Below are 18,093 nucleotides of genomic sequence, written 5' to 3' on the forward strand. Positions count from 1 at the left end.
TAGGAAAGACAGGGCTGATGTCACGCCTTGGCAGGTGTTCGACCAGACAAGGTGCCGCGCGGGGCGTCACGTGGGCGGGCCATTGAGCGATGGGTAGTCCTTGAGGTCGATGTCGGTGGCGAACTTGTCCGTTGCCTTGAGCATCGCCCGCAGCAGGAACCTCGACGCGAACGTCCAGTTGCGCATTCGCATTCGCATTCTCGCCTTGCTCCCTGGCGCAAGGAACGGGCCGTACTTCCGCTCGACACTCGAGAGCAGTCCCAGCAGGTAGGCCCGCCCCTGCGACCGGCAGCGAGAACAACTCCTCGAGCCCCCTCGTCCCAAACAGCCAGGTCAAGCTTCCTCGACCCCACCCGCGATGCGTGCTCCACGCCCCGTCCACCCGACCGAAAACCACGAACCATGGCAAGGCGCACCATCAGTCACGAACAGGATTACAAGAAGATCATTTCTACCGTAGTGCTGGATCGAAATTTGTAGCTATATGGGTGTCCAATGCTGTCCAGCGGCGGTTCGAGCGGAATCCGGCGACGCCGCCTTCCGCCCAATTCACGCGACAGTTCGTTTCTGACCGCCCGGCTCGGCGAGCCCGCCACATCACGCATCAAACCCACAGGCGACGCACAGGGGGCTCATAGGTAAGACCCGCAGTATCCGGGTGCTGGTAACCAGCCTGGTGGGCATCGGACCTGCCTCGACACGGAACGGGTAGATCCATGACAAGGCTTCGCCGCAGCATCGTCGCGCCGATCGCGGCCGCAGCGCTGTTCTCCACGGTCGCTGCCTGTGGCAGCGACTCCGGCACCAACGCCTCCTCGTCCTCGACCGCTGACCCTTCGGGCTCGCCGAGCGGATTCCCCGGCGGTGGACCGGGCGGCGGCGCGCCTGGCGGTGGTCTGCAGACCTTCACCGCCGTCGACCTCGACACCGACGGCGAGAATGCGTCTGGCGCGAACACCACCGACGTCGTGACCGCCGCCACCGCGTTCCTCGCCACCTTGGACTCGGACACCGCCGCGAAGGTCAGCTACGACTTCACCGACAACGAGTCCCGCCAGACCTGGTCCAACTTCCCGGCCCAGCAGGTGCCTCGCAAGGGCGTCGCGCTCTCCGACCTCGACGACGGTGCCAAGGCCGCCGCGATGGCCCTCGTGAAGACCATGCTGAGCGCGGAGGGCTACGCCCAGGTGCAGACGATCCAGGAGGCCGACGACTGGCTCAAGGAGAACAGCGCCTCCGGCACCGACAGCTTCGGCTCCGACACCGACTACTACATCGCGATCTACGGCACGCCCTCGGCCAGTGACTCGTTCATGGTCCAGTTCGGCGGCCACCACCTGGCCCGCAACTACACCTACAAGGGCACCACGGCCAGCATCACACCCGACTTCACCGGTACCGAGCCGAAGTCCTTCACGATCGGCAGCACCGACGTGGAGCCCATGAAGGAGAAGGCCGGAACCCTGTTCGACGTCTTCGACTCCCTCAGCGACGACCAGGAATCCCAGGCCGAGCTGTCCGGCACCATCGACGACATCCTGATGGGCCCGGGCGTGGACAGCGGGAAGTTCCCCGAGACCCAGGGCGTGGCCGTCAGCGGCCTGTCCACGGACCAGCAGCAGCTCGTCCTCGACGCGATCGGCGCCTGGGTCGACGATGCCGCCCCTGGCGTCGCCGCCTCGCTGATGGAGACCTACAAGTCCCAGCTCGACCAGACCTACATCGCGTTCGCCAACAGCGACACCGTCGACGGCGAGAGCACCTACCTGCGCATCGACGGACCCCGCGTGTGGATCGAGCTCGTCAACACCCGCAGCCAGAGCACCCCGAACGTCCACTACCACGGTGTCTACCGCGACAAGAACGACGACTACGGCAGCTCCAACCCCAGCGCGTGACCGGCCGCCAAGGAACGGAGCACCATGCTGACCGGCATCCGACGAGCCCTGGGGCTCCTCGCCGGCACCGGGATCGTCGTCCTTGCGCTCGCGCCGCGGGCCTCGGCGCACCCGCTCAGCACCTCCGCGGTGCGACTGGACATCGGCGAGCGCAGCGTCACCGCGACCGTCGACCTGCCCCTGGACCAGCTCAGCATCGCGATGGACGAGGAGCTCACCGCGACCGACGTGCTTGACGACGCGACGGTGACCGAGCTGCGCGCCTACGTGCGGGACGACATGTCGGCGACGGACACGACCGGTCAGAGGTGGACGACCCGCGTCGTCGGCGGCCGGGTCGAGTCGATCGACGGTGCTGACAACCTCGTCCTCGACGCCACTCTGACACCGAGCTCGGGCAGGGTAGGGGACTTCGATCTCCACTACGACGCCGTCATGGACAAGCTCGTCTCGCACCGGGTGTTCGTCTCGGCCCGTTACGGGAGCACGGGCTCGTACACCACGTTGGCGATGTTGTCGTGGCAGACCCAGTCGGTGCCTGTGGCGGCCCTGTCATCATCGACGACCACAGGCCCGGCATCCAAAAGCCAGGGATTCGTGTCCGCGATCCACCTCGGTGTCGACCACATCAGCGGGGGCAGCGACCACCTGCTGTTCCTGGTCATGCTGCTGCTGCCCGCCCCTCTGGCCGCCACCGGGCGTCGGTGGGCGCGCCGCCAGGATCTCCGGCGCGCGGGCTGGCGTGTGCTGCACGTCGTCACGGCGTTCGCCGTCGGTCACTCCATCACCTTGGCGCTCGGCGCGATGGGCTGGGTACACCTGCCCACCCGGCTCGTCGAGAGCGGTATCGCCCTGTCCGTCCTGGTCTCGGCCGTCCACGCCATCCGGCCCCTGGTACGCCGCGGCGAGGTACTGATCGCCGGCACGTTCGGCCTGCTGCACGGGTTGGCCTTCGCCGCGCTCCTGGGCGAGCTCGACCTCAGCCGGGGGAGTCTGCTCACGACACTGCTCGGGTTCAACCTCGGCATCGAGATCACCCAGCTGGTCGTCGTAGCACTGGTGATGCCGTCACTCATCGTGATCAGCCGCTCTGTCGTCTACCCGGCACTCCGGATCGCGGTCGCGTCGCTCGGGGCAGTGCTCGCGACAGCCTGGTTCGCGGAACGGACCGGCCTGATGTCCGGCAACCCGCTCGAACCGGTCGGCGAGCTCCTCGTCGAACATCCCGCCACGCTAGTTACCGGCCTCGCCGTCATCGCGGTCCTCTGTGCCCTGGCTCGACGGGCCGGGATACCTGGCCGGGACCCGGATCGCCTGGAGGGCGCGCGGGAAGTCGACGTGGGCGGCGGTGGCGACCCTCAGGCCTCGGGTCTCGTCGCGGCCGTGGCCTTGATCGCTGGATCGGAGCTGATCGAGGACAGCTGCGCAGACCACCACGCAACGTGGCCGTATCGGCTGTAACCCCGGCAGGCATACCGCGATCGCGGTACGCCGAGGTCGCCGCGTTGGGACGACGCGTGCAGGGCGCGTTGCCGGGAGAGTCGATGGCGTCGATCCGCCGGGAAGCTGAAAGGGGGCGTCGTGATGGTCGTGTTGGCGCGGTGGTGCGCACGCCGTCGGAACTTGGTTATCGGTGCCTGGGTTGCATCGCTGGTGGCGCTCGGGGCCATCCTCGGCGTCGTTGGGTCGAACTTCACTGACTCGAGCCGGCTGCCGGCCAGCGATTCCAGCACCGCGTACAGCCTGTTGGCGAAGGGCGGCAGCGACGCCGCGTCGGCGAAGACGGGCACTATCGTCTGGCATACAGAAACCGGGTCCGCTGTGTCGGCGGCGACGCGCTCGACGATCGCGCCGATGCTGCAGAAGGTGTCGACGCTCGGCGGCGTCACGTCGGTGATCAGCCCGTTCACCTCGGACGGTGCCGCGCAGGTCAGCGCGGACGACCACACCGCCTACGCGACCGTCGTGTTCACGTCGACGTCCCATGCGGACCAGGCCAAGGACATCGCGAAGCACGCAGACACTGGCGCGCTGAAGGTCCAGGTCGGGGGAACCGCCTTCACCAACCCCAGGCCGTCGGAGATCAGCGAGATCGTCGGCGTCCTCGCCGCGCTGCTTGTCCTGCTGCTGGTCTTCCGCTCGGTGTGGGCGGCCCTGCTGCCGATCCTCACCGGTGTTGCCGGCGTCGCCGTGTCCAGCCTGGCGGTGATGCTGCTCTCGCACGTCATGACGCTGCCGACCGTTGCCCCAAGCATGGGCGCCCTGATCGGGCTCGGCGTCGGTATCGACTACGCATTGTTCATTGTCAACCGGCAGCGCAAGGCGCTGCGGGCCGGGGTCGACCTGACCGACGCCATCACGACGGCGATGAACACCTCGGGCCGGGCGGTGCTCTTCGCCGGCGGCACCGTCATGATTGCGCTGCTGGGCATGCTCATCCTCAACGTCGGGTTCCTGTCGGGGATGGCCGTCGCCGCCGCGCTGACCGTGCTGCTCACCGTCGCCGCCGCGGTCACGCTGCTGCCCGCGCTGCTGGCCAAGATCGGACCGCGGGTGCTACGCCGGTCCGAGCGGAGGGCGACGAACACAGCATTTGCTGCCCGCGGCGAGGATGGCGGTGCGGGCCGGCGGACCCCGGCGGACCGCGGCGGGTGGGCGCGTTGGGCCCGGCTTGTCGAGCGGCGACCGGTCGCTACCGGCACGGCCGCGGTCGCGGTGCTCGTCATCCTGGCGGCCCCGGCTCTGGCGCTGCGGCTTGGTGCCGCGGATGCCAGCAGCGACCCGACCGGTACGAACACCCGCGGCTACCACGACACCATGGCCAGCGCGTTCGGAGACGGCTTCCAGGCCCAGTTGCTGCTGGTCGCCGAGACCCCGAACGGCCAGGCCCAGCAGGCCTGGAGCAGGCTCATCGGCGAACTGCCCCACGTAAAGGGGGTCGCCTCGGTCGGGTCTCCCGTCGCGGTCACCGCGAACACGCTGGCCATGGTTGAAGTCGTGCCCACCACCACGGCGCAGGACAAGGCCACCACCGACCTGGTCCACACGCTCCGGTCAGACGTCATCACCCACACCGAGATGGGGACCGACCTGCGTGTCCACGTCGGTGGAACCACGGCGAGCAGCATCGACTTCGCCAACGCACTCACCGGCAAGCTTCCACTGTTCCTGGTCATCATCGCCGGACTCGGGTTCCTCCTGTTGACCCTGGCATTTCGCAGCCTGCTCGTCCCGGCCGTCGGCGCGATCGGCAACCTGCTCACTATCGCCGTCGCGCTCGGGGCAACCGTCGCGCTGTTCCAATGGGGGTGGGGACCGTCGCTGTTCGGCATCGGCGGGCCAGCGCCGGTGGAGTACGTCGTTGCCATCCTCATCGTCGGCGTGATGTTCGGACTGTCCATGGACTACCACGTTTTCCTGGTCAGCCGGATGCACGAGGAATGGGTCCACACCCAGCGCAACCGGCGCGCCGTCACCGTCGGAGTCGGCGAGACCGGACAAGTCGTCGCGACCGCCGCCAGCATCATGGCGTGCGTCTTCGCCGCCTTCGGGTTCGCCGGCGTGCGCACGATCTCCGAATTCGGTGTCGGCCTGGCCATCGCGGTACTTGTGGACGCCTTCCTGCTGCGGATGACCGTCATCCCCGCGCTCATGCATCTGTGCGGGGCGCGGAACTGGGCGATTCCCGCCTGGCTGGACCGCATCCTGCCGCATATGTCGGTGGAGGGAGGAGCCGAAACGCGCCAGGAGCAGGAGATCGGGACGCAGCCGGTGCCGGAGCCGGAGCCGGTGGACGCGTAACGTCAATGGGGGACAGCCGATCGGCTGTCCCCCACCATCGGCCCGGAGGACGAGACGGAGCGAAGGTGGATAGATGACCAGGGACGCCCCAGCGCGGTGGCTCCGTCGCCATCCTGACGCACTGCTCACCACCGCCACGTTGCCGATCATGCTCGTCTCCAGCGTTCCGGATGGTCACTGGCGGCTCCTGTTCGGCTGGCCACTGGTCCTGGTCGTCCTGGCATGGCTACCGCTGACCGTCCGCACTTTGTGGCCGCTGCTCGTGGCCGCCGTGGTGGTCACGGTCGACACTGTGGACATAGCGGTCGCCGGACACGACCATCCGGCCACGGCGACGGTTCCCGTGGCGACCATCCTCGCCCTGTACACGATCAGCCTGCGGTACTCGGCCCGTGTCGCGTGGTCCGTGGCCGCGATCACGGGGGGCATCCAGTTCACCGTGGCCGTGTTCAGCTTTCCCCACTCAAGCACCAACCTGCTCTACTTCAACTGGCCCCTCGTCGCCACCGTGGTCGGACGACTGGTCCAGGAACGACGAGAACGCATCGCGGCGGCCGAGCAGCGTGCCGAAGCCGCCGAACGCAGCAAGAAAACCGAAGCCCGACGGCAAGTGACCGCTGAGCGCATCCGCGTCGCCCACGAACTGCACGACGTCCTCGCCCACCACATCGCCGTCGTCAACGCCCAAGCCGGGGTTGCCCAATACCTGCTGCGCACCGACCCCGATGCCGCCAACCAAGCGCTCACTGGCATCGCGGTCAACAGCCGCGCCGCTCTCGACGAACTCCGAGCCACGCTCGGGGTGCTTCGCGCGGAACGCAGCGACAGTGAGAACGACGACGCGCGCGCCCCCGCGCCCGGCGCCGACCAGCTAGGCACCCTCCTCAACGGGTTCCGCGAGGCCGGAATGCTGCTCACCGCTCGAAGCCGCGGTACACCGCAACCGCTGAGCGGCCCAGCCGACCTCGCCCTCTACCGCATTGCGCAAGAAGCGCTCACCAACGCCATCAAACACGCACCAGGCAGCGCGGTGCACCTTGACCTCAAATGGTCCGACACCGCCGTCATCCTGACCGTTGACAACGCCCCACCGTCGACCACCCCACCGCCCGATGCCTCAGAACTCGTCAACGAAGGAACTGGGCATGGCCTGCTTGGCATGCGCGAACGCACCGCCGCCGCGGGCGGCTCGGTTAGCGCCGGCTTTACCACCGACGGCGGCTATCAGGTGACCGCCAAGCTGCCCGTGCTGGTCACCCACGCGGCGCCGACCTCTGGCCGACCGGGTGACCGGGCTTCTCGCTCTGACGCGACGTCCACACTGAGCCCACGGTGACGACCAATGTCCTGCTCGTAGACGACCAGGCGCTGCTGCGCGCCACCTTCCGGCTGCTCATCGACTCCGCACCCGATCTGCAGGTCGTGGGCGAGGCCGCGAACGGGCGCGAGGCAGTCACACTGACCCGTCGGGACCGCCCCGACGTCGTCCTCATGGACATCCGGATGCCGGACGTCGACGGCGTCGAGGCAACGCGCGCGATCACCGCCGATGAAACGCTCGCCGACGTCAAGATCATTATCCTGACGACGTTCGAGACCGAACAGCTCGTCGTCGAAGCTCTGCGCGCAGGAGCCAGCGCCTTCCTCGGCAAGGGCGTAGGGCCCGCGGACCTGCTCGACGCCATCCGCACCGTGGTCGCGGGCGAGTCGCTGCTGTCCCCAGCCGCGATCCGGGCGCTGATCTCCCGCGTCCTCGCTCAACCCAGCGTCGCCTCGACGCTGCAACCTTCCGCCTTGCCGGGCCTCACGCCCCGTGAGCGAGAGATCCTCACCCTCGTCGCCCTCGGTCTGTCCAACGACGACATCGCCGAACAGCTTGTGATCAGCCCGGCCACCGCCAAGACCCACGTCAACCGAACGATGATGAAACTGCACGCACGCGACCGGGCCCAACTAGTGATCATCGCCTATGAAACTGGGCTCGTGGTTCCGGGGCAGAGAGCAGAGTGAGCAGCCCACCAGATCGCGGATCAGCATTCCCGCACCGGCGCGCATCTTCGAGCCCCGGCTGTTCGTCGGCCGGTACGCGCCAGGCGTGCCCAATTCCCGGGACACCGTGACCAGGGCGGGAAGAATGTCGTGTCTCTGTGCCGGACATTGATTGAAGCGCTGCCGCCGTGCTTCGAGACCGGGAGGTAACACCGGAGCCGCTCGACATGCTGTCGGCCGAACGAGACCACATCGACAATCGGGCGACCAGCCCGGCGCTCGCACCCGAGACAGCCTCGACACGAAGATCCGTGCTGCGGCCGGGTCGTGTCCGCCGGGATGGTGTACGGGGAGTGAGTCCACTTGCTCTCTCGGTGTGATGTTCTGAGGTGAGCGCATCGAGTAGCATTGTGATCTCGGGGTGTCGTGTGGGCTGTTCTTGGTGATGTCGATTTTGGCGAGAATCTCGAGGCCGAAGAAGCGGTGGGTCTCGATCCATTCGTCGTGCTGCTCACCGACATCCGGTCCGAATTAAAGATCGTCGTGGCGGCCGCGGAGGGCGCGCCGGGGACGTCATGACGCTGGATGGTGTGGATAGGTCGGATCGGTAGGGGTCGGCCAGCCGGTCCGGGGACTTGGCTGGTTGGCCGAGTCCTAGCCGCGATATTCACGTGGTTGGGGGTGCTGGTAGGCCCGGTGTCGCCCGGGGCGCCCGTTTTGCGGATTGGCAGCCTGTTCTGTGAGACGCGGTTGGTAGGTGTAGGCGTGGTCGTCGGGGTGGGTGTGTACAGCTGATGCTGGCCGCGGCTGATGATGCGGCCGCTTCAGGAGGCCAACGCCCGCTCCGAGGGAGACGAGACCCATGCCGATGGCGGCCCCGATTCCCTTTGCGCCCCCGACAAGATAGTAGGCCGCCACCGCGACGGCGCCGTTGAACAAGAACAGGAACCACTGCACCTTTCTCGACGCGAGAATCGATTTCAGTGGCTCCCTTTTCGCCAGGCGGGAGCCCGCCCACAGCGAGACTACGATCGAGCCATAGGTGACCAGTTGCTTCTGCGTGCCGTTGACCTGGAGGAGCCGTGCGCCGGCCACGGTGCCGACGAGGCTGACCGTGAATACGGACCAGAGCACGCATGACCAGAGGAACGAGAGGAACGAACGGAAGGCATTCATGTGTGTTCCCTTCCGACGGGGGTGCGGGAGACGGTGGTGAAGCGGCCGCCGGCGCAGCCGCGGCCGCCGGGGCTCGCGGCGGGCGCGCCGGGGGTTTGGCCGACCCTGACGGGCCGAACGAGAACATCATGATCGATTAGTTGTTGGCGGGCGCAGGTGGGCGAGGCGCTGGCAAGTGCCGCGGTGAGGGGCACGCGTCAGCGGACTGGGCAGATGGTGAACATGGCCAGCAGGCCGATGTTGTTGAGGGTGAACTTGTCGGCGAGCGAGTCACTTAGGCCGTAGCGCTGTGCCATCGTGGGCGTGGTGACCTGCCGGTTTGCGGCCATGTCCGCGCAGTCGGCCTCGCCGTCGCTGACGATTTGCGCATCGGTTTTCCCCTGCGCCAGATCGGGGAACTGGTCGCGGAACTGCCTGGCGTAGGTCGCGGCGCTGTCGGTGTCCCTGGTCCCGGCCTGCGGACTCGCTGGCACCTGCCCCGCGGCAGGCGATTGTGACGGGCTCGCCCAGGAGCTTCCCGCCGACGTGTCGGCGGGGTTGCAGGCAGCCAGCGCCGCGATGGCCGCCGCGGTGACGGCAAGTCCACCTGACCGCCAAGCAAGCCGCCAGCGGAGGGAACCCACCGGCGACCGGGTGTCGGTGGTGTTCTGTTCGTTCCGCGCGCTTTCCTGCCTGCGATGATCCATGTCGCTCGTCCTTTCGAGTCGGGAAGTGGGCAAATCTTTGGCCGGTATGGCGGGAAGAGTCGGGAGCGAGGTCGTCCGTCGGACAATCCGCGGATCAGTTCAGCCAGATTGCGGCTCCCAGGCCAATGGATCCGGCTCCGAACACCATGACTTTGTCGTCGGCCCGGCCTGCGAGCGGTTCACGCGGCGGCGCGCGACCGCCATGGGCTCATTCAGCGCGGCGACGTCGGACGGCAGACTGTCGGGGAACTTGGCCATGCTCATGCTCATGCCCAATACGGCATCCTCGATGAGCAGGTACTCGCGCATGCCGCCGAGTGCGCCGCCGCAGCCGATCGTGCCGGACGGAGCGGCCATCGGATTGACAACCACGCGATCGCCCACCCTCAGATCGGTGACTTCGGCGCCCACTTCGACGACTTCGCCGGCCGGTTCGTGCCCGAGTGGGATCGGCATCATCTGGCCGCCGGGACCCATCGGCATGCCCCCGATATGCGGGAAATGTGTGTCGGTTCCGCAGATGCCGCAGGCGCGGATCCGTATCAGCGCGTCGGTGGGGCCCGGAACGGGAAGTTCGACGTCCACCACGTCGACCTTGCGTCGCGCGCCGGTCTGTACGGAATTCATCTTGATCACGGAGGGGCCCTTTCTGGGGAAGTGAACGGCCGTCAACCGGACGATCGGGGGTTGATCATCGGCTCTGTGCATCTGTTTTCGACCGCGGCACAAGCCTGCCCGCTCGGGGCTGTTCCGACGTCGTCCGCATGCAGGCAATACCGACTACGAACGTCGTGGTAGCTACGCACCCCACCCGCGTCGCCCGCGTGTACCGCGCTCGCGGTAGGCCAAGCGCCCCGTCCCACGTCGCGGGGGGCGCTCAATCTGAAGGGGACGCCTCGGTGAAGGCAGCAGTGGAGCGTGACTGGGTGTAGCAGCGTAGATTTCGAACTGGGTTAGCCGCCGGATGTGAGCCCCGGCCTGCTGCGACCGTAGTAGGTGGAAGTGCCTACGTTCGAGGGACGACCAGGAGGCACGCAGCGGTGAGCATGGTGGCGTGCCGGGACCGCCGGCACGCCGCGTCGCCAGGGGCCTTCCCTGCCCCTTCGCGGCCGAGCATGCTCGTACGCCGGAGGGGTGTCGTGCCTTTGCTTGTTCGCTGGTGCCATCGGCATCGGCTCGTCACCGTCCAGCGCTGCCTGGGGCCGCTGACCACGCCCAGTGCCGCGGTCGGCCTCGCCGGCGTCGCTTTCGGCGACAGCCTGACCGTGCAGAACACTGGCTGGGGCCTTCTCCTTGCCTCGCTGGCGCACACCGACCGAAACGGCACGCAGCCGCTGCCTCACCACCGCCTCGCATATGCCAGCGCCAGCCGGTAGGCGGGTAACCGGGGTTGCCGTAGCCAGCCGGCGGCACCCCGCCGCCGGCCTGGGCAGGGCGAGCGGTGACTGGATTGAGGTGTTCCGGCTGCCGGGTGGGCGGATTGGCGTGAGCGTCGGCGACGCGTCCGGCCACGGGTCGGACGCTGCTGATCACGCCACCCGGACGCGGCGGCTGGTGCGAGCGGGCCTGGTGAACGGGTGGGAACCAGGCATCGCGGTGCGGCGGGCGGTGGCGCAGCTCGGCGACACCGGAGAGCGGTTCGCCACCGGCCTCGTCGCCACCCTGGACCCGACAAACGGATACCTGCGGTATGCCAATGCCGGCCACCCCGCCGCGCTCCACCTCGAGTGGACAGATCCGCTGGACCGGGCCGTCCTCACGGCGTTGCCACCGACCGGTCCGATGCTGGTGGACCTGTTCGCCGGCCAGGACGCATGGGACACCGCGGCCATGATTCTCCACCCCGGCGACGCCCTGATGGTGTACACGGACGGGCTGATCGAGGCCCGCGATGCGGCCGGCGTGGAGTTCGGCTTCGACCGACTGGCGACGGAGGTCATCCGCTGCTCCCGGAGCCGCACCCCGCGCCACCTGCTCGACGGCATCTTCGGCGCCGTCGATGAGCACACCGCGGGCTGCCACGCGGACGATCGGGCCGCGCTCGTCGTCGCCCGTCCCCTCATCCGCGCCTGCACATTCCAGCCAGCTGGATCGGCCGGCGCGAGGTCCGATCGTGCCTGAGCCCTTGGCGGGATGTTGCCTCCCGGGTGGATTCCGAGAATAGGACCCGAAGCCCAGGGAACTGGTGGCGGCGAGGCAATGTCCGGGTCATCCCGCGGCTGGCTGCAGCTCGGGGATCTGGGCCGAGTGCAGTACATGGGCGATGCGCCAGAGCCCGAGCCAGCTTTGCGGATAGACCGACTCGTTGAGAAGCGCGGTATGAGCCTGCGGGTCAGGGTCGCCGCAGGCGTCGGCGCAGACGGTGACCTCGTAGCCGATATCGAATGCCCACCTGGTGGTGGACAGCACCGTCCCTGAGGTCGCCACGCCGGCCACGACGATTCGGCGGATGGCTGAGGCCTGCAGCAGCTCGTGCAGGTTCGTGGTGGCGAAGGCTCCGATGGTGCGCTCGGTCAGCACCGGCTCGTCCGGCCCGTCGCGGGTGACGGGCCGTTCGGGGCGGGGACGTGCTGGGCGGGACGACGAGGCCGCCCCGCCCGGCATGCCGGTGCAGCTCAGGACTGTCGTGTCGTCAGGTCGGGAACAGCGGTCAGCTCGAGATCGACGTGTTGCCGAGAACCTCGTACTCGGCCGGCTCGCCCTTGTCGTTCAGGGTCGTCGCCAGGCCGCCGAGGGTGCAGACAGCCTGGGTCGCCGGGATGGCCTTGCCGTTGCAGCGGAACTTGAGCCCGCCGCCGCCGGGCAGCTCGGTCTCCTTCATTGCCTTGATGGTCGACGTGATAGTCGCCGGGGTGATGTCACCCGAGATGCCCTGCAGCGCCGTCTGGAAGCCGGCGGCGACTATGAACATGTTCAGGCCGTCCTGGTTGCTGGTGTCGATGTTCGTGCCGTAGGTGTCGACGACCTTCTGGTAGAGGCGCATCGACGGGCTGTCCGCCCCGATCGGCGCGGTGGCGCTGACGACCATCCCCTTCAGCACGTCACCGGGGACCGCCTTGCGGGTGGCGTCGGTGATGCACTGGGAGATGGCGCTGATGGTGCCGGTGAAGCCGACGGCCTTGAGGCCGTTCATGGCGCTGATGCAGAAGGAGTCGTTGCCGATGATGAACACCTCGTCCGAGCCGTTCGAGGCGATCTGCTGCATCTGGGGTGTCATGTCGGCGGTGCCTGGGGCGATCCGGACGAGTTCGTAGCCGATGCCGGCCTTCTGGAACAGCGGCGGGGCGATCTCCTGGGCGGAGTGCAGGGCGGCCGGGACGTCGATGACGATGGCGGTGACCTTCTTGTTGCCTTCGTCCTTGGCGACCTGGATCGGCATGTCGATGACGGCGAAGGTCGGGTTGCCCAGGACGAAGGTCGTCGGGCTGGTGAGTATCCCGGGGTCGCTCGAGCCGTAGAGCATGACGGGGATCTTGGCGTCGTTCAGCGGCTTCCAGGCGCTCTCGACGACGCCGGAGGTGCCGATGAGGGCTGCGGCGACGCCGTCCTCGACCATCTTGTTTCCGCAGTCGGTGGCCTTGGACGGGTCGAGCTGGGTCTCGCAGATCGTCAGCTGGATGGGCCGGCCGCCGATCCCGGACTTGTGCTCGTTGAGCCACTTGACGGCGGCCTCGGCCACCCTGTTCTGGATCCGCAGGTCCACGGTCGGGGCGGCCCCGTCCGTAATCAGGCCGATCTTGACAGGCGCGCCGGTTGCCTTGGCGACCGGGCCGAGGACGTCCGCCTGGCTGGCGGAGCCGCTCGCCGCGGGGGTGGCGTCGCCCTTGTTGTCGGAGCCGCCACCGCAGGCCGAGACGAGGGCCAGGCTCGCGGCCAGAACCGCGGCGCCGGCCAGCCGTAACCCGGTCGGGTGCGTGGGCGCCTGCGTGGATGTGACGGGCCGCGGCGATCGCGCGGGCGCCTGCCGACCAGCCAGTTTCCAGATGTGCGACATGTTCTCCACCTTGTCGTCGGACGTTTGGAGGATGCGAAAGAAGGCCGGACCGTTCCTGAGGGGCGGTTGGCTGACTGGTTGGACAAGTGTCCGGACTGTCAAAAACTTTCGGATCGTGACTTCGCTGACGTGTCCGTTGCTCGGATACGCCTGGCGCAGGGTTCCGGCCGCTGGGACCGCTCTTGCGGCGACCCGGCGGTCGCGATGTCGCGCCGCAAGCGCAGCTCCCTCGCAGCCGTCATCTGATCCCCCTCGGTTCACCAGCTGATCTGTCGGCTCATCATCGGCGCCGTAACGGTGGCCGTCTTCGCGGATTCGGCCAAGTGCTTGCCCGTTGCGGCCAGCGGACGGGGCGCTGCACCGCCGGGCTCGCTCCTGGCCCGACGAGCCGGCGAGTCGTATGTCCAGACCCGCCCCACAACGGTCACGGGCGGGTCGTTGGTGGTTGGTAGCCGCAAGGGGGTCTCGCGGTCGAGCCAGTCGAGGGCGAGGTGGGCGAGTGCTTCGAAGAAGGTGTCCGCCTTGGTGTCGCTGGATGTCCGGTCGATCGGCCACCGCTTGGCGTACAGGATCCGCCTCGTCGGTCGGATCGGGCTGGATGGAAAAGGATCATTCTGCCGGAAGAGCGGATGAACGTACGCACTGGACACTGGCGACGTCCTCGTATCCATTCAGGGGTTACGTGCCAGTAACCGCATGACCTGGTACTTCGTCGCGGGCCAGCAGCGGCGCCGCAAGCGTCACCTCGACGTCTCCGCGGGTCGCGGGCCTGACGGGTCAGACACCCGTGAATGGACACACGTCCTCGTGTCGGACGTTTAGCCGCTGTGGGCAAGGACTTGACCGAACGCGCAAAGACGGCCTCGGCCGGGGCGTCGATGATGAACCGAGAGTGCGGCATCGGTAGACCCAGGAGGCAGGGATGACGCTCATGCCGGAATTGATCATCGATGCGGACAGTCATATCACAGAGCCGCCGGATGTCTGGACCGCTCGGGTGCCGGCGAGGTATCGGCAGGAGGTGCCGCATGTGGTGCGGCAGGGTACGGCGGATACCTGGGTGCTCCATGGTGAGCGGCTGGCGCCGGTCGGGGTGACGGCGCCGGCGGGTTGGCCGACGTTTCCGCCGGAGTACCCGCAGACGTACGAGGACTGCCATCCGGGTGCGTACCAGGCGGATGCCCGCCTGCGGTACATGGACTCCGCGGGTATCTGGGCCCAGGTGCTCTACCCGAATGTCGGTGGGTTCGGGAGTGAGAACTTCCTGAAGCTGAGGGACGACGAGCTGAAGCTGCTGTGCGTGGCGGCGTACAACGATTTCCTGGTGGAGTGGTCGTCGGCGGATCCGCGTCGGCTGCTGCCGGTGGTGGCGACGCCGTTCTGGGATATCGAGGCGACGGTGCGGGAGGTCGAGCGGTGTGTCCAGGCGGGGGCCCGGGGGATTCTGTTCACGGGTGAGCCGCAGCGCTATGGGCTGCCTGTGCTCGGTTCGCCGCATTGGAATCCGTTGTGGGAGGTCGCCCGGGCGGCGCAGCTGCCGATCCATTTCCACATCGGGAGTGCCGGGGACACGTTGGAGCTGTCCACGCCGGAGCGCTACGCCCTGCACGGGGTGGAGGGGGCGCAGGCGTACACGGCGGTGAGTCTGTTCATGAAGAACGGGGTGCAGTGCTCGGATCTGGTCACGTCGGGTGTGCTGTCCCGTTATCCGGAGCTGAAGTTCGTGTCGGTGGAGAGCGGGATCGGTTGGTTGCCGTTCATGCTGGAGGCGACCGACTACAGCTGGTTGGGGGCGTTCCGGCCGGGGCGGGAGCGCCGGCCGGGGGACGTGCTGCCGTCGGAGCTGTTCCGCCAGAGTGTCTATGTCACCTACTGGTTCGAGTCGGTGGCGCCGAGGAACTTCCTCGACCTGGTGCCGATCGACAACGTCCTGTTCGAGACCGACTTCCCGCACACGACCTGCCTGTTCGGCAACATCCAGGAGACGATCGAGTCCGGGCTCGGGCATCTCGAGGCCGGGCCGCGCCGGAAGATCCTCTGGGAGAACGCCGAACGGCTGTACCGGATCGAACAGCCGCCGGCATCATGGCGAGCGACGGCGGGCCGATAGCGGCGATGGCGGCCTCGCTGTCCACGCAGACCCTCCTGCTCGGCATCATCAGGAAGTTCCGAGCCCGCTGTTCGTTCCCGCCAGCCGCGGCCGGACATCGGCTGTTACAGACGGCGATCTGGCCGAAAACACGATGATCGTCATCGAGTCGAGCTCGGATGGCCCTGAGAAAACGGTGTCAATTACGGCCTGCGCATCGGCAATAAACCCGGCCACCCGCTCGGAGTACCGCCGGTCCTTATCCGAGCCGATCATCAGACCAATGCGCATCCTGGCAGCCTCCGCGAAAGTCGTATGTATTGAACACGCCCCGCGCCGCCGCCATTCAAAGATCGGCCCTGGGTGCTCCGATCGACGGCTGGTGCGGCGATACCGTTCGGGGAATCGGCTCGAACCGACTCGGCGACGCGGTCGAGCCTAGCGTCGGCGCCGCCCTGGTGCCGGACATTGGCTGGTACGGGCAAGGACTTGGCCGAACGCGCAAAGACAGCCACGGCCCGGCTGCCGATGATGAGCCTTAATGGGCCAAAGGGCGTGCGATCACAGCGGGTCCCGTGAAGGCCGTGCGCCCGGCGGCCCTGGTGATGCCGGCTGCGTCGCTGGTGACTCAGGAGGGTAAGGATGACGCTCGTACCGGAACTGATCGTCGATGCGTACCGTCACATCACGGTGCCGCCGGACGCGTGGGCTCTTCGGGTGCCGGCGAAGCGTCGGCGGGAGGCACGCGCGTTGGTGGGGGCCGCGTTGGTGGGGGCGGAGGCGGCCCGATGAGCGAGGAGCCCAGGGCGGTCTTAGCCGGGCTCCGGGCGCGGACGATATGGCAGGCGGTCGTCGCGTCTGGGCGGCGAGTCCCGGACCGCGCCGCGCTGGTTGCCGCCGATGACGGTGGGAGCGTCCAACGGCTGACCTACGCCACGCTGGTCGAGCGGGCACGGGCGTTGTCCGCGGGCCTGGCGAGCATCGGCGTCCGCCGCGGCGACCGCGTCGTGCTGTGGATGACCAACACGCCGGAGTGGGTCGTCTCCCACTTGGCCTGCATGCGGCTCGGCGCGGCGACGGTGCCCGTCAACACCTTTCTGAAGCCGGCCGAGGTCTCCTACGTCATCGCCCAGTCCGGCGCGCGCCATCTGATCATGGTCGATGGATTCCGGACCCTGCGCATGCCCACGATGCTCGCCGAGATCTGCCCGGAGTTCGCGACCGAGGACCTGCCCGGGCACCTGATCAGCGCCCGAATCCCGGACCTGCGCAACGTGGTGGTCTTCAACCGGGCTGACGATCGCCACGACGGCGCCTTCGATCTCGCGGCACTGGAGGCGCTCGGCCGCGACAGTGACCCGAGGGCCGCGGACGCCCGGGCGCTCGCCGATCGCATGGAGCGGCAGGTCCTGGGCGGCGATCTGGCGATGGTGAAGTACACGTCGGGCAGCACGGGATTCCCGAAGGGGGCGATGCTCGAACAGGGCGGCATCGTCGCCAATGCGACGTTGCACTCCCGCCGCGTCGGGATCGACGGCCGCGACGTGTTCGTCAGCATGATGCCGTTCTTCCACGGCGGTGGCAGCATCTGGGGCCTCATGACGATGCTGGTGAACGGCGGCACGCTCGTGTTCACCGAGGCGTTCAATGCCCGTCTCGGCGCGGAGTTGATCGAGTCCGAGCGGGCCACCGTGATGTTCGGGGTGCTGCCCGCGGAGGTCGCGCGGGCGGCGATCGAGGACGGGCGCGATCTGTCGTCGCTGCGGATCGCCGCTGTGCCGAACGAGGAGGCCCGCCGGGTGATGCCCAACGTCACGTTCACCTTTGTTCCTTTTGGCCTGACCGAGACGTACGGCCCGGCGTCGGTGACGGGTCCTGACGATCCGCCCGGCAAACAGCGCACGACGGGGGGCCGCCCTCTGCCGGGCAACGAGGTCCGGGTCGTCGACCCCGCGACCGGCCTCGATGTCCCACCGGGGGCCGTCGGCGAGGCGTGGGTGCGCGGCAACGTCATGCGGGGCTACTGGAACAAGCCCGAGGAGACCGCTCGGGCCCTCGACGCGGACGGCTGGCTGCGCAGCGAGGACCTCGTCGTCATGGACGCCGATGGCTACGTCACCTACGCGGGACGGCTGAAGCTGATGCTGAAGGTCGGCGGCGAGAACGTCTCGGTGGAGGAGGTCGAGAAGGTCGTCGTCAGCCACGAGGCCGTCGACTACTGCGGCGCGGTCGGCGTGCCCGACCGGCGCAAGGGCGAGGTGGTGCGGGCCTACGTCGTCGTGCGGCCCGGCGGTCATCTCGACGCCGACGACCTGCGCTCGTGGCTCGAGACGCGTCTGGCCCGGTTCAAGATGCCCAGGGACATCGTCTTCCTGGACGAGCTTCCGCGGTTGGCCAACGGCAAGCTCGATCGGGTGGGCCTGGCCGGGCGTGCCAGGGACGAGGTGGCGGTGTGACCGG

At 68.0% G+C, this 18,093-nt stretch carries 19 protein-coding genes; 11 read left to right on the forward strand and 8 right to left on the reverse strand.

What is annotated here, in order from left to right; all coding sequences use genetic code 11:
* Positions 1–66: 66 nt before the first annotated feature.
* Positions 67–198 (reverse strand): hypothetical protein, encoded by a 132-nt coding sequence (locus tag QOZ89_RS10970; protein WP_274536521.1) that lies wholly within the window; start codon positions 196–198, stop codon positions 67–69.
* A 518-nt stretch (positions 199–716) separates the two neighbouring features.
* On the opposite strand from QOZ89_RS10970, the gene QOZ89_RS10975 reads away from it, so the two are divergent.
* The 6 genes from QOZ89_RS10975 (at position 717) to QOZ89_RS11000 (ending at position 8,267) form a co-directional block, all read left to right on the forward strand.
* Positions 717–1,898 (forward strand): DUF3500 domain-containing protein, encoded by a 1,182-nt coding sequence (locus tag QOZ89_RS10975; protein ID WP_241841689.1) that lies wholly within the window; start codon positions 717–719, stop codon positions 1,896–1,898.
* A gap of 24 nt (positions 1,899–1,922) precedes the next feature.
* Complete coding sequence (locus tag QOZ89_RS10980; protein ID WP_312623678.1) at positions 1,923–3,359, forward strand: HupE/UreJ family protein; 1,437 nt, start codon at positions 1,923–1,925, stop codon at positions 3,357–3,359.
* A gap of 192 nt (positions 3,360–3,551) precedes the next feature.
* Positions 3,552–5,699 (forward strand): MMPL family transporter, encoded by a 2,148-nt coding sequence (locus QOZ89_RS10985; RefSeq protein WP_312623679.1) that lies wholly within the window; start codon positions 3,552–3,554, stop codon positions 5,697–5,699.
* Positions 5,700–5,772: 73 nt separating this feature from the next.
* Positions 5,773–7,035 (forward strand): sensor histidine kinase, encoded by a 1,263-nt coding sequence (locus tag QOZ89_RS10990; protein ID WP_312623680.1) that lies wholly within the window; start codon positions 5,773–5,775, stop codon positions 7,033–7,035.
* A complete protein-coding gene (locus tag QOZ89_RS10995) occupies positions 7,032–7,709 on the forward strand; it encodes a response regulator (RefSeq protein ID WP_312623681.1) in 678 nt (225 codons plus the stop codon). Before QOZ89_RS10990 ends, QOZ89_RS10995 begins: the two co-directional genes overlap by 4 nt.
* 405 nt (positions 7,710–8,114) lie before the next feature.
* Positions 8,115–8,267, forward strand: coding sequence for a hypothetical protein (locus tag QOZ89_RS11000; protein WP_157910488.1), 153 nt, complete (start codon positions 8,115–8,117; stop codon positions 8,265–8,267).
* Positions 8,268–8,342: 75 nt separating this feature from the next.
* Here QOZ89_RS11000 and QOZ89_RS11005 read toward each other — a convergent pair whose 3' ends face one another.
* The 3 genes from QOZ89_RS11005 to QOZ89_RS11015 form a co-directional block, all read right to left on the reverse strand.
* On the reverse strand, positions 8,343–8,864 hold the full coding sequence (locus tag QOZ89_RS11005; RefSeq protein ID WP_071048633.1) for a hypothetical protein: 522 nt from the start codon (positions 8,862–8,864) through the stop codon (positions 8,343–8,345).
* Between the two features lie 197 nt (positions 8,865–9,061).
* Positions 9,062–9,550, reverse strand: coding sequence for a hypothetical protein (locus tag QOZ89_RS11010; RefSeq protein WP_312623682.1), 489 nt, complete (start codon positions 9,548–9,550; stop codon positions 9,062–9,064).
* A gap of 99 nt (positions 9,551–9,649) precedes the next feature.
* Positions 9,650–10,177 carry an alcohol dehydrogenase catalytic domain-containing protein gene (locus QOZ89_RS11015; RefSeq protein WP_241841691.1) on the reverse strand — a complete coding sequence of 176 codons (528 nt, stop codon included), beginning with the start codon at positions 10,175–10,177 and terminating at the stop codon, positions 9,650–9,652.
* A gap of 512 nt (positions 10,178–10,689) precedes the next feature.
* Here QOZ89_RS11015 and QOZ89_RS11020 point away from each other — a divergent pair.
* Together QOZ89_RS11020 and QOZ89_RS11025 are read left to right on the forward strand one after the other, a co-directional pair.
* Positions 10,690–10,926 carry a hypothetical protein gene (locus tag QOZ89_RS11020; protein WP_312623683.1) on the forward strand — a complete coding sequence of 79 codons (237 nt, stop codon included), beginning with the start codon at positions 10,690–10,692 and terminating at the stop codon, positions 10,924–10,926.
* Between the two features lie 79 nt (positions 10,927–11,005).
* Positions 11,006–11,671: a PP2C family protein-serine/threonine phosphatase gene (locus QOZ89_RS11025; protein ID WP_397428718.1), complete on the forward strand. Its 666-nt coding sequence runs from the start codon at positions 11,006–11,008 to the stop codon at positions 11,669–11,671.
* A gap of 87 nt (positions 11,672–11,758) precedes the next feature.
* On the opposite strand, the gene QOZ89_RS11030 is transcribed toward QOZ89_RS11025, so the two are convergent.
* The 3 genes from QOZ89_RS11030 to QOZ89_RS11040 form a co-directional block, all read right to left on the reverse strand.
* On the reverse strand, positions 11,759–12,154 hold the full coding sequence (locus QOZ89_RS11030; protein ID WP_083418561.1) for an isochorismatase family protein: 396 nt from the start codon (positions 12,152–12,154) through the stop codon (positions 11,759–11,761).
* A 46-nt stretch (positions 12,155–12,200) separates the two neighbouring features.
* A complete protein-coding gene (locus QOZ89_RS11035) occupies positions 12,201–13,544 on the reverse strand; it encodes an ABC transporter substrate-binding protein (protein WP_071048643.1) in 1,344 nt (447 codons plus the stop codon).
* Between the two features lie 257 nt (positions 13,545–13,801).
* Positions 13,802–14,194 carry a hypothetical protein gene (locus QOZ89_RS11040; protein ID WP_312623686.1) on the reverse strand — a complete coding sequence of 131 codons (393 nt, stop codon included), beginning with the start codon at positions 14,192–14,194 and terminating at the stop codon, positions 13,802–13,804.
* Between the two features lie 272 nt (positions 14,195–14,466).
* Here QOZ89_RS11040 and QOZ89_RS11045 point away from each other — a divergent pair, with 272 nt between their 5' ends.
* Positions 14,467–15,654, forward strand: a complete 1,188-nt coding sequence (locus QOZ89_RS11045; protein WP_071048627.1) for an amidohydrolase family protein — start codon at positions 14,467–14,469, stop codon at positions 15,652–15,654.
* A gap of 48 nt (positions 15,655–15,702) precedes the next feature.
* On the opposite strand, the gene QOZ89_RS11050 is transcribed toward QOZ89_RS11045, so the two are convergent.
* Positions 15,703–15,924: a hypothetical protein gene (locus tag QOZ89_RS11050; protein WP_312623687.1), complete on the reverse strand. Its 222-nt coding sequence runs from the start codon at positions 15,922–15,924 to the stop codon at positions 15,703–15,705.
* Between the two features lie 351 nt (positions 15,925–16,275).
* On the opposite strand from QOZ89_RS11050, the gene QOZ89_RS11055 reads away from it, so the two are divergent.
* Complete coding sequence (locus QOZ89_RS11055; protein WP_312623688.1) at positions 16,276–16,425, forward strand: hypothetical protein; 150 nt, start codon at positions 16,276–16,278, stop codon at positions 16,423–16,425.
* Entirely contained in the window at positions 16,422–18,089 is a 1,668-nt protein-coding gene (locus QOZ89_RS11060) for a class I adenylate-forming enzyme family protein (RefSeq protein WP_312623689.1), read from the forward strand. Before QOZ89_RS11055 ends, QOZ89_RS11060 begins: the two co-directional genes overlap by 4 nt.
* Positions 18,090–18,093 lie beyond the last annotated feature (4 nt).

The sequence above is a fragment of the Pseudofrankia coriaricola genome, from assembly GCF_032027725.1.
Lineage (GTDB): Bacteria > Actinomycetota > Actinomycetes > Frankiales > Frankiaceae > Pseudofrankia.